Origin of the sequence: Leisingera sp. NJS204 (genome assembly GCF_004123675.1) — a bacterium.
In the GTDB taxonomy this organism is placed as follows: domain Bacteria; phylum Pseudomonadota; class Alphaproteobacteria; order Rhodobacterales; family Rhodobacteraceae; genus Leisingera.
This window is the reverse complement of record NZ_CP035417.1, coordinates 433939-448296: the sequence shown is the minus strand read 5'-3', so window position 1 is coordinate 448296 and position 14358 is coordinate 433939. Positions and strand designations below refer to the sequence as shown.

General features: G+C 57.3%; 12 protein-coding genes. 6 read left to right on the top strand and 6 right to left on the bottom strand.

What is annotated here, in order from left to right; all coding sequences use genetic code 11:
* Positions 1 to 46 precede the first annotated feature (46 nt).
* The 4 genes from ETW24_RS02260 to ETW24_RS02245 form a co-directional block, all read right to left on the bottom strand.
* Complete coding sequence (locus ETW24_RS02260; RefSeq protein ID WP_129369574.1) at positions 47 to 3661, bottom strand: YobI family P-loop NTPase; 3615 nt, start codon at positions 3659 to 3661, stop codon at positions 47 to 49.
* A gap of 237 nt (positions 3662 to 3898) precedes the next feature.
* Positions 3899 to 5335 (bottom strand): DUF6880 family protein, encoded by a 1437-nt coding sequence (locus tag ETW24_RS02255; protein WP_129369573.1) that lies wholly within the window; start codon positions 5333 to 5335, stop codon positions 3899 to 3901.
* Between the two features lie 598 nt (positions 5336 to 5933).
* Positions 5934 to 6245: an ETC complex I subunit gene (locus ETW24_RS02250; RefSeq protein ID WP_129369572.1), complete on the bottom strand. Its 312-nt coding sequence runs from the start codon at positions 6243 to 6245 to the stop codon at positions 5934 to 5936.
* Positions 6246 to 6327: 82 nt separating this feature from the next.
* On the bottom strand, positions 6328 to 7014 hold the full coding sequence (locus tag ETW24_RS02245; RefSeq protein WP_129369571.1) for a glutathione S-transferase family protein: 687 nt from the start codon (positions 7012 to 7014) through the stop codon (positions 6328 to 6330).
* A gap of 86 nt (positions 7015 to 7100) precedes the next feature.
* On the opposite strand from ETW24_RS02245, the gene ETW24_RS02240 reads away from it, so the two are divergent.
* From ETW24_RS02240 to ETW24_RS02230, 4 genes are all read left to right on the top strand, one after another.
* On the top strand, positions 7101 to 7541 hold the full coding sequence (locus tag ETW24_RS02240) for a MarR family winged helix-turn-helix transcriptional regulator (protein ID WP_129369570.1): 441 nt from the start codon (positions 7101 to 7103) through the stop codon (positions 7539 to 7541).
* A 97-nt stretch (positions 7542 to 7638) separates the two neighbouring features.
* Complete coding sequence (uvrB, locus tag ETW24_RS02235; RefSeq protein ID WP_129369569.1) at positions 7639 to 9837, top strand: excinuclease ABC subunit UvrB; 2199 nt, start codon at positions 7639 to 7641, stop codon at positions 9835 to 9837.
* Between the two features lie 34 nt (positions 9838 to 9871).
* Entirely contained in the window at positions 9872 to 10114 is a 243-nt protein-coding gene (locus tag ETW24_RS25305; protein WP_441328124.1) for an ECs_2282 family putative zinc-binding protein, read from the top strand.
* An 8-nt stretch (positions 10115 to 10122) separates the two neighbouring features.
* On the top strand, positions 10123 to 10584 hold the full coding sequence (locus ETW24_RS02230) for a hypothetical protein (RefSeq protein ID WP_129369568.1): 462 nt from the start codon (positions 10123 to 10125) through the stop codon (positions 10582 to 10584).
* Between the two features lie 227 nt (positions 10585 to 10811).
* On the opposite strand, the gene ettA is transcribed toward ETW24_RS02230, so the two are convergent.
* A complete protein-coding gene (gene ettA, locus ETW24_RS02225; protein ID WP_129369567.1) occupies positions 10812 to 12479 on the bottom strand; it encodes an energy-dependent translational throttle protein EttA in 1668 nt (555 codons plus the stop codon).
* Positions 12480 to 12787: 308 nt separating this feature from the next.
* Between ettA and ETW24_RS02220 the strand changes: the two genes are divergently transcribed.
* On the top strand, positions 12788 to 13255 hold the full coding sequence (locus ETW24_RS02220; RefSeq protein WP_129369566.1) for an aminoacyl-tRNA deacylase: 468 nt from the start codon (positions 12788 to 12790) through the stop codon (positions 13253 to 13255).
* Positions 13256 to 13312: 57 nt separating this feature from the next.
* On the opposite strand, the gene ETW24_RS02215 is transcribed toward ETW24_RS02220, so the two are convergent.
* Positions 13313 to 13576, bottom strand: coding sequence for a TFIIB-type zinc ribbon-containing protein (locus ETW24_RS02215; protein WP_129369565.1), 264 nt, complete (start codon positions 13574 to 13576; stop codon positions 13313 to 13315).
* Positions 13577 to 13741: 165 nt separating this feature from the next.
* Here ETW24_RS02215 and ETW24_RS02210 point away from each other — a divergent pair, with 165 nt between their 5' ends.
* Positions 13742 to 14356, top strand: a complete 615-nt coding sequence (locus ETW24_RS02210) for a hypothetical protein (protein WP_129369564.1) — start codon at positions 13742 to 13744, stop codon at positions 14354 to 14356.
* The last annotated feature ends 2 nt before the right edge of the window (positions 14357 to 14358 follow it).

The window sequence follows — 14358 nt, the reverse complement described above, 5'->3', positions numbered from 1 at the left end:
TACTAGCTTTGTTTAGATCTGACCAAAACTGCAATGAAATTTCTTTTCAACCAGTCGTTTCAACACGTTGCCCCCTGAACGTGTTTACCTTGATCTCTCTCTCCAAGTATGTAGTCTTCGACGACGAGATTACCCTCTTTTCTTCCAACCACGCGGCAAACGCACGGTTGACCGGTGTGTTCTTTATCCTTGGCGACTTACCGAAAATTGCGATGTCAGAATATGGTTCAGGAAGCGCGCGCAAGACTTCTCGAACCTCTTCGACAGACAACGATTTGTGGCACTTATTCAGTAGAGAAATTTGTTCAGTCACTGGATGAGAATGGATAGCAATCGCCTTTATGAGATCAAAGCCAAGCCCTTCAATATCGCTGGGTAACGCTGTTAGTATCGTACCTAGAGACGCCGCACGCGCCGCATCCTCCGAAACCGCTGCCGGGTTTAGCTCAGCAATCACCGAACGCTTTTGATCCTCTGAGAGGTCTTCCTGCAACAGGTCCATTCGAAACTCGTCATCTATGCCGATCCCGTCAGCTTCCTTCGCAAAGGCAGGGAAATTACGAGCAACAAACAAAACTTGAAGGTCACGATACTCTCCAAGCCGGTTGAAGTTTGCCCCCGAGAACGTCGCTTTGCCCTCTTCAATCAGTATCCGCAGTTTGTCCTTATTGAGGTCCGCTCGAAAATCTTTGAATTTCTTGGGAAGACGTCGAACGTAAGCCCTGTAGGTACCACTATCGAAACTGTCATTGTCGATAATAAATCTACGCAAATCGTACGCACTTTTGTCCTCTGGGATAGCCTCATTCGTGAGAAATTTTTGCGTATCAGGGTTTGCTAGATAGGCGGTCAAAATATCTGGGTCAAAATTATCACCAGATAAGAACGTCAAACAGTTCTCCCAAGATGCGCTGATCAAATCTCGAGCCAGCGCGGTCGCGTGAAGATGGAGCGGAACGTCTGAAAGCACTGGCAAGGACGTTGATTGCATTGACCAGAACTCTTCTAAAAATTCTGCGGCCACCTCTTCGTGATTGAGGGCTGCCAAAATAGCAAACTCTTCCTCGTTTGAATTGCTCTCCATCGGAAGCAAAACACGCCTGACATACCGGATGAAGTCATCTTCAACACGCTGAATAAGCCCCTTGTTCTCTGAGCGCAGAACCGTTGAATAGTGCTTGGTCTCAAGGTAGCTAACAATGTCAGAGCCGTGGGTGTGTTCAAGTACACATCGAATGTTCTCCGTGGAGACCTGATACAAGGCTTCGTCGATCAAGAACTCAAGCACGTCAGGGAACTGATCAACCGAAGACAGTTCTGCCACCTGGACTTGTAGTAGTTTCAGCCTCGACAGATCGAATTCGATCCCCTCACCCAGTATTTCTGCCGCACCTATCGAGAACGACGCCGACAGATCGCCCTCTGCGTAGGGAGGATTCGCAATCACCTCCTGAGGCGCGTACGCGATTATCCTCGCGACATGAGCGGTACTATGCGCACTCTCTGCTGCTAACGAGGCGAAACCGGGCCACTGGGAAACCAACGTGGACACCAACGCTGGAACTTGTGTGCCCCTTTCGTAGTAGCTTGAGAAAAACTGTTCGCATTGGTCGAAATTTTCAGAAATGTATCGAACTGCTTTTTCGATTCGTGAACTATGAGTGATTGGGGCTTCCATAATGTGGTCCATCAACCGCCGGTTTAGCACATAGCTCTGATCAAAATCCTCATCGCGCATTGCCGCCACAACCTCCGCCGGGTTGTCGATTGGAAAGTCTGGATCAGGAGTGTTGAAGCTGCGGATTTGTATTAGGAATTTGTTGTCGTTGGGTGAAAGGCGTCCTGAGTGGAACAATGACGTGTATTGATAGTAGGTGTCGTCGAGGAAACCCTCGAAGACCAAGAACTTCATGAGTTCCCGATTGTCACCCAGTTTTTCGAAGCAGTCATCGACTGCATCAGCATTCGCACGAATTATCTCGTTGAATTTTTGAAGCCGTAGGTTCGTCACCTTTGACTTCAACTCACGAACTTTTTGCCCCGACTGCGCGATTTGTTTGACGGACTTTCGTTCGATGTCTCCCAGCCGCTCTTGGAAACTCCTGTTTGTGTCAACCGTTCTGTCCACGCCAGGGTTTTGGGTGCGTGACCACCCCCCATTTGGGTGTTGAGCACTTAGTATCGGATTCTCCGAAAGGATTCTTTCAAAATCTGTATGCTCGGAGATTTTGTCAAAGGTGATATTCGTATTTCCCAATCGAATGTACCCGTGCCCCGCAGGCAACAACTCAATAAGAGCCATCGCATAGATTTTACGAAGCTCTGTCACATCTTTTGGAAGTTGCTTTTTAGCCAACGTAATTTCGGTCTCAACATCGCCAATTTGAGATTTATAGTCAGCCTCAACTTTTGCAATGAAGTCATCGTATCGCGCAAGTAATGCTGAGAGAACACCCTTCTGCTGGTGTAGCTCTTCAAAATCCCGTGGCAAAACATTCTTGTAAATCAGAACTGCAAGAAGCTTGTTGGGGTTCAGAACTTCCTCTTCATCGGCCTCAAGATTCGCAACGTAAATTGCGTATTCATTAAAGATATTTCGGATTAGCCGAAGGTCATTGAGATACCGGGAAACGTCCCTCAAGAACTGAGCGTTAAGCCGCTCGTCAAGAGACAGCCGCTGCCCCTGTTCCAGAACTTTGTCGATAGAGTTCGAATGGTTGATAATGGGTACGATTGGAACAATGAACTCAAAGAACTTTGTCCGATCTGTATTGGCAAACATGTCGTCGCGAAGTGCGTAAAGGAAGCGAACTTGTTGCTTCACACCGGCATTGGCATTTATTAGGCCGTTGATCTCGCGCAATGTCACAAAGATATCGGGATTTTCAAACCGATCTAAGTCTTCGACAACCACAAGGTCATATGACGTGGACTGAAAAAAATAGATGATTTCGTCTAAATGCCTATTCAGGATCGACTCTTCCTCAGCCGATTCTGGTGCGATCTCGACGTCCTTGAGGGAAACACCCTTGAGCGACATGCCAAAGCTTTTAAGATAAATGTGGTGCAAGGAACGCCACAGAAACACGAACCCGAACGCGAACACTCCCAGGTTGAACCAATTTGAGCGGTCAAACGGGGTGAAAAATTCACCTGAAATTATGTCCTCTCTGTTCTGGAAGAGATACCAAAGTGCGATGCCGCCAAGGACGATCAACAATGAGACGCCTCCGGCCCACCATTTTGGCGATTGAATTCTTTTGAATCTGGAAAGAGGAAGATTGTTGGCGCTAGCGCCATACAGCATTTGTTGGAGAATGCTCCTTTCGATTTCTTGCTTGTTTGTCTTGCCATTTGACCCACCCATTCCATCCGCTTCAGGGAGGAATGCCGCCAGCGAGATTTGGAGTGCGTTTCCCCTATAAGTACGAAGGAAGGACTTGATTACACTACTTTTCCCTGAACCGTACGGGCCTGTCAGAGCGATATTCGAAACATCGGGGTTGGTGGTAGCGAATTCAAGCGCCTCTGCGTAAATGCCATCTTCGTCGGCTTTGCTAGTAGGCGCAAGGTCAACAAACTTTGCCCGCGCCTCTGTTGAGCCATCCATTCCAAACAGGCGCTTAAAGGACACGCCGCGAAGCCATCTAAAAAATTTCACTGCGATCTTGTCTCGTACAATTTGGTGTGTTCAAGGATATTAATCAACTCTGACAGGTATGCTGGGAAGCCACAACGGATTTTGAAGTTCGACTGAGCGGTTCGGTCAATGAACAAGCACCAGCTTGCAAGGATCACATCGGATGCCCACGAACGTTACCCGTGTTTCAACGTCTGCTCCGCGCTTAGCAGCGCTGCGGCGATGGGAGTTTGAACGAGCGGCCGCTTTGGGCCGGATTCACGAATTGACCAAGCGCCAAAACCCATGTTTTCGACCGTGTTCCTTCCTGAGCATCTCGAGGAACTGCGGGTGGGAGGGGTGGTCACCATAATCTGTTATGATGGCATCGCAGGACCGGCATTCGGCCAGATGGCGCGCCGCGTGGCGGTAGCGCGTGGATTTTCCGCCGGTCAGCGTGTCCAACACCATAGCACGGCGCATCAGTGTGGCGGCGAGCGGATGCTCGGCCTCGAGAGCGTCTGCCGCGCTCGTGAGGGTGTGATAGGAATCTCCGTTCAGTTCCTCGGCCCGCGCCACCACGATCCGCGCCGCGCGGCCGAAAGATGGCCAATTCACCAGAAAACTGATCGCCGCACCCAGATGCGGATAGGCCTCGGCAAAGTCCAGGGCAGCCTCTTCTGCCTCGATGTCGTCGAAATCGGGAAGCAATTTCAGGTACTTTCGAAGGCAGGGCGCGCTGAGGGTCTGCTCGAAGGTCCTCCGCAGATGCGCCATCAACTCCTCCGTCTTGCCCTGTTTTTCGAGGCATTCTTCATAGACCGCGTCGAGATCGTAACGGAACATCCGGATAGACTTGCCGTCCTCGGCGGTGCGGGCACGGGTGACGATGTCGAACGCCTCGTCAACGCGCCCCGCATCCAGCAATCTGCGCGCGACGTCGGGGGCGATGGTGCCATAGGTCAGCTGTTCTTCGGAATAGCGTGCCATGTAGGCATCGACATCCCCCTGGGCGTCCGCCACATCTGCAAGGATGATCGACCGCGTCACCTGCTTGTTGCGCCGCACGCTGTCTTCGGCAGAAGACATGAGGCCGTAGCCCCGGTATTGCTCGAGTTCCTGCTCTGTCGGCGGAGCGTCCGCCCATACTTGCGTGATCTGCTTGAGATGCTCGAGCCCCTCCTGCCCCAGCGCCTCCGCCGTCGCGGGGATAATCCCGTCGAACTCGCCGTAGCCCGCATCTGCGACAGCGTCGAGAACGCGTTCCGCCAGGGTGGTGCGGTCCTGGGAAACAGTGGGCGATAGTTTCGCGATCAGGTCCACCGCCTCACTCATGACGCCGCCAATCGCGCCGTTACTGTCATCCGTGCGCTCGTGGACCGAGGGGGCCAGGTGCAGGAAAGACCAGAGCAGTTCGAACGCTTCGTTCGGGTCATGCGGGGCGATGGTGTTTTCGATCATTGCCAAGAGCCCCTCCAGATCCTTGACCAGCGCCCTTTGCTTGCGCCAATCGACGAAGCTGGTCGCGCGGCGCAGAGAGGCGAAGCGTTTGCGGAGATCGGCAGCCACTTCCCTGGGACCCTGGGCGGCGCTGAGCTCCATCCTCGCGCGGCGCTGCAAAGCGGCGCTTCCCTGGACAAGATCCATGACCAGTGCGGCGAGCTTCTCCGCGCCCAGCTTTTCAAGGTTGGCTTGGTTCAGGGTTTTCTTGGACATGGTGAGGCGCCGGGCTCCATTGCAATGATTGCCGCGGACAATGTCGTACAGGTCTTGCTGCGGCAAGCACCAATGGCCGCTTCCAGGAAGCTGCCCGAGACTATCGAACGGCAGGTCTGGACCGACCAGGTTCTGAAGGGCGAAGACGGTTCGCAACTTTGCAGCGGCAGCTTCCTGCGCCTTGCTGACCCTGCTCCAACTGGCGATATCAGAAGAAGTGCTCGTGCCCGGCTGAAGGTCCGCTTTTGCCGGAAGGCTTGGAAAAGCCCGCACATGCAACGATCGGCGCCAAGCATTTCAACTCAACGGCAAAATTGGACTGACTGCCGCCTTTGAGCAGGTTGATGCAAAACTCTATCTTTTCACTGCTGCAGAAAGCGGCTGCTGCCCCAATCGCCAGGCATGAAGTTACCCAGCCCCCGAATATGCATGCACAGAAAAACGAAGGAGCCTGTTCTCTGTTTCCGCAATGCATTCGGCCTCCGCAACAATACTCCAACCCAGATATAAAAAAGGCGCCCGCTGGGCGCCCTATATGTAGATCCTGGTGAGAACTCGTGCCGAAACGGTGGGAACTCGTGGAAGATTTACAACATCTTCAGTGTGTCCAGGGCCTGCGGCGGTTGGTGGCGAAGTTGTCGCCATAGCCGCCCGGGCGGATGTTGGGCTTGCGTTCCTTGGGCTCGGCCACCTGCACTTCGATGCCGTGGTCCTTGGCATATTCCAGTGCCGCCTCCTTGCTCTCGAACCGCAATTTGACCTGGCTCTGGGTGTCGCCGGAGGAGGTCCAGCCCATCAGCGGATCCACTTCACGGGCCGAGGCAGGCGCATATTCCAGCACCCATTTCCGCGTCTTGGCCATGCCCGAGGTCATGGCATTGCGTGCCGGCCGGTAAATCCGCGCTTGCATGGGCTGTCTCCCGCTTCGAGTCTTCGTCCAGCGCTTTTATGCGCCGGATACGGCGCTGCGGCAAGGTGCCATTTGCACAGGATTAGCCGGGGTTTGCTGCCGTGCCACAGGCCGCCCACGCCAGCCCGCCCAGATGGGATTGCCGCGCGCACAGGAATTCCATCAGCCGGGCCGGATACCCCTGCGGCGGCGCCTCTTGCACCGAGGGCCGCGCCATGACAGCAGCCCGCCACGCTGCCATATGCGCGGCCTCCGGCATCAGTCCGAAATCCCCAATGGCCTCAAATGTCTCAAAATACCGGAAGATGGTACCCCAGACGCCATCCACCAGGCGGAATGTTTCTCCGGCAAAGAAAGGCCCCTCCACCTCCGGCGCAATCCGCGCAAGCCGGATGCGCAGATCTCTGGCAGCCGCGGCAAATGCCGCCTCATCCGCGGCACTGTACAGTTTGCCGATGGCCGCCAGCGTCTCGGAGCCGAATGCGATCCAGGCCCGGTGCCGCGCCCGCTCCAGCGGATCGGCGGGATGCAGGCTGCCGGGCGTGGCTTCATCCAGGTATTCGGCAATCACCTGGCTTTCAAACAACACCCGCCCGCCGGTTTCCAGCACCGGCACCCGGCCCAGCGGCGACAGCGATCGGAACCATTCGGGCTTGTCCGCCAGATCGATATAGGTGCGCCGGTGCGGGATGGCTTTTTCACGCAGCACAATCACTGCGCGTTGCACATAGGGGCACAGATGGTGGCTGATCAGATGCAAGTCAGTCATGGGATCCTCACTTAAATGCAATTGCATGCACATCAGATGGGTGGTCCGCTCTTGCATATCAATGCACATGCATTTAAATTTCCCGTATGGAAACACCTGACCCGTTCCGCATCTGGCTGCCGCTGGCCCGCGCCCATAAATCCATCCTCGCCACAGTGGAGGCCGCATTGAAACAGGCGGGCCTGCCGGGCCTGGACTGGTACGATCTGCTGTGGGAGCTTGAGTGCGCCGGCGGCACCGGTCTGCGCCCTTTTGAGCTGCAGGAAAAACTGCTGCTGCCGCAATACGGCGTCTCGCGCCTGGCGGAGCGGCTGGCCAAGGCGGGCCTGCTGGAACGCCAGACCTGCAACGGCGACGGGCGCGGCCAGACACTGGTGATCACGCCGGACGGCGCCGCCATGCGCGCCCGCATCTGGGCGGTTTACGCCGATGCCATGCAGCAGGCCGTCGGCAGCCGTTTCAGCCCGGGCGAAGCACGGCGGCTGGCGGAACTGCTTGGCAAATTCCATCGTCCTGCGCGCAGCTGACAAAAACAGGCTGCATTCCGGCGAAACCCCGCCCTGCCCCCTTGCACCGGAACAAAAACAGACCAAAATCAGCGCCAGCCGCCAACGGAGTCGCCTGATGCCCTATGCCCATTCCGATAAGACCATGCCGATGATGACCCAGCGCGCGCCGCAGCAGCGGCCCAAGCTGGAAGGCGGCAAGCGGTTTGTGATGCATACCCCGTTTCAGCCCGCCGGCGACCAGCCCACTGCGATCCGCGAACTGTCCGAGGGCGTGCTGGACGGCGAGCGCAACCAGGTGCTGCTGGGCGCCACCGGCACCGGCAAGACCTTCACCATGGCCAAGGTGATCGAGGAGACCCAGCGTCCCGCCATCATCCTCGCCCCGAACAAAACCCTCGCCGCGCAATTGTATGGCGAATTCAAGGGCTTTTTCCCGGAAAACTCGGTCGAATACTTCGTCTCCTTCTATGACTACTACCAGCCCGAAGCCTATGTTCCCCGCTCGGATACCTACATCGAGAAGGAAAGCCAGATTAACGAGCAGATCGACCGGATGCGCCACTCCGCCACCCGCGCCCTGTTGGAACGCGATGACGTGATCATCATCGCGTCTGTCTCCTGCATCTACGGCATCGGCTCGGTTGAGACCTACTCGGCGATGACCCAGGACCTGAAAGCGGGCGAAATCTACGACCAGCGCCAGATCATGGCCGATCTGGTCGCCCAGCAGTACAAGCGCAACGACCAGGCCTTCCAGCGCGGCTCATTCCGGGTGCGCGGCGACACGCTGGAAATCTTCCCGGCCCACCTCGAAGACCGCGCCTGGAAGCTCTCTTTCTTCGGCGAGGAGCTGGAAGCGATCACCGAATTCGACCCGCTGACCGGCGAAAAGACCGGCAGCTTCGACCAGATCCGCATCTATGCGAACTCCCACTACGTGACGCCGAAACCGACGCTGAACCAGGCCGTGATCTCGATCAAGAATGAGCTGAAGATGCGGCTGGAAAACCTGCTCGGCGAGGGCAAGCTGCTGGAGGCCCAGCGGCTGGAACAGCGCTGCAACTTTGATATCGAAATGCTCGAGGCGACAGGCCACTGCAACGGGATCGAGAACTACTCCCGCTATCTGACCGGCCGCGCACCGGGTGAGCCGCCCCCCACCCTATTTGAATTCATCCCCGACAACGCCATCGTCTTTGCCGACGAAAGCCATGTCTCGGTGCCGCAGATCGGCGGCATGTACAAGGGCGACCACCGGCGCAAGATGACATTGGCCGAACACGGCTTCCGCCTGCCGTCGTGCATGGACAACCGCCCGCTGAAGTTTGAGGAATGGGACGCCATGCGCCCGCAATCGGTGTTTGTCTCTGCCACCCCGTCGAAATGGGAGCTGGAACAGTCCAGCGGTGTCTTTGCCGAACAGGTGATCCGCCCCACCGGCCTGCTGGATCCGCAGGTTGAAATCCGCCCCGTCGACATGCAGGTGGACGATCTGCTGGACGAGGTGCGCCGCGTCACTGCTGACGGGTTCCGCACGCTTGTGACCACGCTGACCAAACGCATGGCCGAGGATCTGACCGAATACCTGCACGAACAGGGGATCAAGGTCCGCTACATGCATTCCGACATCGACACGCTGGAACGCATTGAAATCCTGCGTGATTTGCGCCTTGGCGCCTTTGACGTGCTGATCGGCATCAACCTGCTGCGCGAGGGGCTTGATATTCCCGAATGCGGGCTGGTCGCCATTCTGGACGCCGACAAGGAGGGCTTTCTGCGGTCTGAAACCTCGCTGATCCAGACCATCGGCCGCGCCGCCCGCAACGCCGACGGCCGCGTCATCATGTACGCCGACCGCATCACCGGCTCGATGGAGCGCGCCCTGGGCGAAACCGACCGCCGCCGCGACAAGCAGATCGCCTATAACACCGAGCACGGTATCACGCCTGAGACCGTCAAGAAAAACGTCGAGGACGTGCTGGCCGGGCTTTATGCCGGCGACACCGACATGAGCCGCGTCACCGCCCAGATCGACAAGCCGATGCACGGCGCCAATCTGGAGGCGCATCTGAACGGCTTGCGCGACCAGATGCGCAAGGCCGCCGAGAACCTGGAGTTCGAAGAAGCCGCCCGCCTGCGCGACGAAGTGAAACGGCTGGAGGCAGTGGATCTGGCGATCTCCGACGACCCGCTGGCCCGGCAATCGGCGGTGGAGGCGGCATCCGAAGCGGCGGTCAAGTCGCGTGGGCGTTCAACCGCGGGCAAGGCTGGGACAAGGGCGTACCGGGGGAAATCGCAGAAGAAATTTTCGTGACACTAAGTTAATCGACCAAGGAGATTTGAGCTCAATGAAAAACGATTATTCCCGAAGCATTGCAATGCTTTGTCCAACTTGCGGGTCCGACGAATTCTCTTTTGACAATGACCTAACCGAAACTGAGCGTACGTATGAATGCACGTCCTGCGGGATGGAGTTTACGCACGAAGATATCATGGATCAAAATCAAGACACGATTTCGCGTGCCGTCGAGGGCATGAAGAAAGAAATAGTTGCGGACATTCGAACGGACTTTAGGAAAATTTTCAAATAGGTAAACCCATGGAAATTTCCGAATTTGTTGCAGGTTTAGCTTTCCTTATATCGCTACTTGCATACATTGAAACGAAAAGAGCCAACAGGTCTCAAAGTCGGCTTACTGACAGAGAGGTCGAACTCGTTCGCATTCAAATACAAACTGCACAAAATGAAGCAAAAAGGGAAAAAACCGCAGCAGTGTCTGCGCGTCTGAACAAAGTTGATAAATCCTCCTGGAAGCTGCGCGTCTTCAATACTGGCCCTGCCCCTGCTTTAAACGTCCGACTTGTACTGGATGAGCAAAACAGCATCATTCAGGAAAATTCAGCCAGCCGGAAATTTCCGATGTCCAAATTGGAGAAGGGGCAAAGTGTTGAATTAGCCGCATTTGTTCACATGCAATCTAACCCAAAAGAGTGGCTTAGAATTCGCTGGGATGATCCTTCCGGCAAGGATCGTGAGAACCGCATTGAAATAACGATCTAGTTGCAGTGTGCCATTTATACAATAAACCAGCATCCCATCCAGAGGAAGGGCGTTCGCGCCCGCCGTCACGCCAAAGGCGTGCCACGCACGCCGCCGCGCGCGCCCTTGCCCGACCTGCTCTTTAGGCGCAGGCTGGCAGACACCAGAAACCTGCGCGCACCCCGGCTTACCACTTGCTTTAGCCACAACGAATAAGGGCGGCCAATTGGCCGCCCCGTTCGCGCATATCACCGCACAAACTTCTTGTGCTTCAGGCGCTTGGGCTCCAGCGCGTCGGCTCCCAGACGGCGTTTCTTGTCTTCCTCGTAGTCCTCGAAGTTGCCTTCGAACCACTCCACATGCGCGTCGCCTTCAAACGCCAGCATATGGGTGCAGATCCGGTCGAGGAAGAAACGGTCGTGCGAGATCACCACAGCGCAGCCGGCGAAATCGACCAGCGCGTCTTCCAGTGCCCGCAGCGTTTCCACGTCCAGGTCGTTGGTCGGCTCGTCGAGCAGCAGCACGTTGCCGCCCTCTTTCAGCAGCCGCGCCATATGGACCCGGTTGCGTTCACCGCCCGACAGCAGATTCAGCGGTTTCTGCTGATCGCCGCCTTTGAAGTTGAACGAAGAGCAATAGGCGCGGGAATTGACCTGCGCATCGCCCAGCTGGATGATCTCGGAGCCGCCGGAAATCGCTTCCCAGACGGTTTCATTGTCTTTCAGGTCATCGCGCGATTGATCGACATAGGACAGCTTCACGGTGTCACCATAAGTGACGGTGCCCGCATCGGGCTGCTCCTGGCCGGTCAGCATACGGAACAGTGTTGATTTACCGGCGCCGTTGGGGCCGATCACACCGACAATGCCGCCGGGGGGCAGATCAAAGGACAGGCCCTCCACCAGCTGCTTGTCGCCGTAGTGTTTGGAGATGCCTTCGACGTCGATCACCTTGGATCCCAGACGCGGGCCGTTGGGAATGACGATCTGGGCGCGGGTCAGCTTTTCACGCTCGGACTGGCCGGCCAGATCGTTATAGGCGTTGATCCGGGCTTTGGATTTCGCCTGACGCGCCTTGGCGCCCTGACGCATCCATTCCAGCTCGCGCTCCAGCGTCTTCTGCTTGGATTTGTCTTCGCGCGCTTCCTGCTGCAGGCGTTTGGCCTTTTGCTCCAGCCAGGCAGAATAATTGCCCTCGTAGGGAATGCCGCGGCCGCGGTCCAGTTCCAGGATCCAGCTGGTGATATCGTCCAGAAAATAGCGGTCGTGGGTGACGCAGAGGATGGTGCCCTTGTAGTCGATCAGGTGCTGCTGCAGCCAGGCGATGGTCTCGGCGTCCAGGTGGTTGGTCGGCTCATCGAGCAGCAGCATTTCCGGCGCTTCCAGCAGCAGCTTGCACAGGGCTACGCGGCGGCGTTCACCGCCCGACAGGTTGGCAATCTCGGCATCATCCGGCGGGCAGCGGAGCGCCTCCATCGAGATGTCGATCTGGCTGTCCAGATCCCAGAGGTTTTCCGCATCAATGCTGTCTTGCAGCGCGGTCATCTCTTCCATCAGCTCGTCGGTGTAGTTCTCGGCCATTTCGACCGCGATCTGATTGAAGCGGTCGACCTTGTCCTTCTTGGCCTTGACGCCCAGCATGACGTTTTCCCGCACAGTCAGGCTCTCGTCCAGCTTCGGCTCCTGCGGCAGATAGCCGACTTTGGCACCTTCGGCAGACCAGGCTTCACCGGTGAAATCGGTATCAAGACCGGCCATGATCTTCATCAGGGTGGACTTACCGGCGCCGTTGACGCCGACCACACCGATTTTCACACCGGGGAGAAAGGACAGGTGGATGTTTTCAAAGCATTTCTTGCCACCGGGGTAGGTCTTGGAGACACCCTGCATGTGGTAGACGTACTGATAGGCGGCCATGTGACTGCTCCATGATGGGGGAATTCTAGCTGGCTGGTGTGATAGCGGATGGGCGGCGGCGGGGCAATGAGGGATGCAGAGGGCAGGAACCAGCGTGCGCGCCGGGGAGGGAACACCTGCCTCTTGCCCGACTCACCCCTCCTGCCGCAGACTGGATGGCACCGGAAACTTCGGGGCGCCCCGGCTTGCCGCTGGCTGCGCCCAGACCTGACGATGCCGCCCATTCCAGGATCGCAAACCCACTGGCGGCATTCCAGACCTGCGCCACAGCGGCCGGGGGGCCTTTCCTAACACAGGAGGACCCTTTGATGATCGCCTCACGCCTGAAACATCATCTGGAGGCACAAGGCCTGCCGTTCGGCACGGTCCGCCATCCCTATACCGCCACGTCCGCCGAATGCGCCGAAAGCGCCCATGTGCCGGGGGACCATCTGGCAAAATCGGTGCTTATCCACATGGAGGAAGGCCCGGTGCTTGCCGTGGTGCCCTCCAATCAGACGGTTGATCTGCACGCGCTGCAATCAATGATGGACCGCCGTCTTGGCCTGGCGCCGGAATATGAGCTGAACCAGGTCTTTGACGATTGCGACCCTGGCGCTGCCCCCTGCGTGGGCCAAGCCTATCATGTGCCGACGGTCATTGACGACAGCCTCAGCGGCCTGGACAAAGTCTGGTTCGAGGCCGGCGACCACAAGACATTGGTGGAAATGAAAGGGGATGATTTCGACACTCTGATGAAGGATGCCAAACACGGATCCTTCTGCACCATGCATTAGCGCCCCTGAGCCAATGGCCTGCCGCCCCCGCGTCACCGGGGCGGCGCCTGATGCGGGTCAGAAGTCGAACAGATCTTCCAGAAGATTCTTCTTTTTCTTCTTATAGGGTTTCTTGCCGTAGCGCGGATCATAATCGCCGCCCCGGTCGTCATTCCGCTGCGGCTGCTGCGGGGCGGTCTGCACTGGCTGGGCGGAGCGCTCGATGATCTTGTCCAGCTCGCCCCGGTCCAGCCACACGCCGCGGCATTTCGGGCAATAATCAATTTCCACCCCGGCGCGGTCGCTCATGACCAGCTGGGTTCCGTCAATCGGGCACTGCATCTGCGTCTCCTTACACAACTCCAGCAACTCAGGTGGGCAGCGCCGCAGCCCGGCACAAGACAACAGTGCCGTAAATTCGCGATAATTGCGGGATTCCGCCCATTCACACGGGGCTGACCCGTGGTAAGCTGACCAAAAATCACAGCAAAAACCGCGGAGGCACACTTGAGCAGCAAAACCATTCAGGCCGGAGTTCTGACCCTGATCCTCGCCAGCACCCCTGCCTTTGGCGGCGAAGGCGGCGGCGGCGGCAGCCGGGACAGCGGCGCAAGCAGCGGCGGCGGCGGCCAGCGCAGCGGGCTGAGCTCGCGGGCGACAAAAAGCGTTGTCACCACATTGACGCGCGGTTTTGACCGCTGCGGGACCTTGCCGAAGGTCTACAAATACGACTGCTACCGCCACACCTATAAACTGGCGGTTCAGCAGCTGGGCGGCAACCATGCCTATGCCGAAGCAACCAAAGCGCTGGTCCTGGTGCAGGACACGCTGACCCAGGCGGTCAACAGCAATCTGGACCCGGCGCAAAAGCCAAAGCGCAAGGGATTGAATCTGTACCGTGCGGTAAAACCAGCTGCTGTGCCGCAGATCAAGCGGCAGACCGAGCGGGCGATGCAGCAGGCCGAAACCATCCTGCTGCGCTCGCCTGCGGACAAGCAGGTGCACTATGCCCGTATCGCCGAAGCGGTGAATTCCAACAAGGTGCTGCTGCGCTCAGCCATGCTGCCGGGGGCGGCGATCCGGCTGGCCTGGAGGTTGCTAAAGGCGGCGGTCCCGGCCTGACG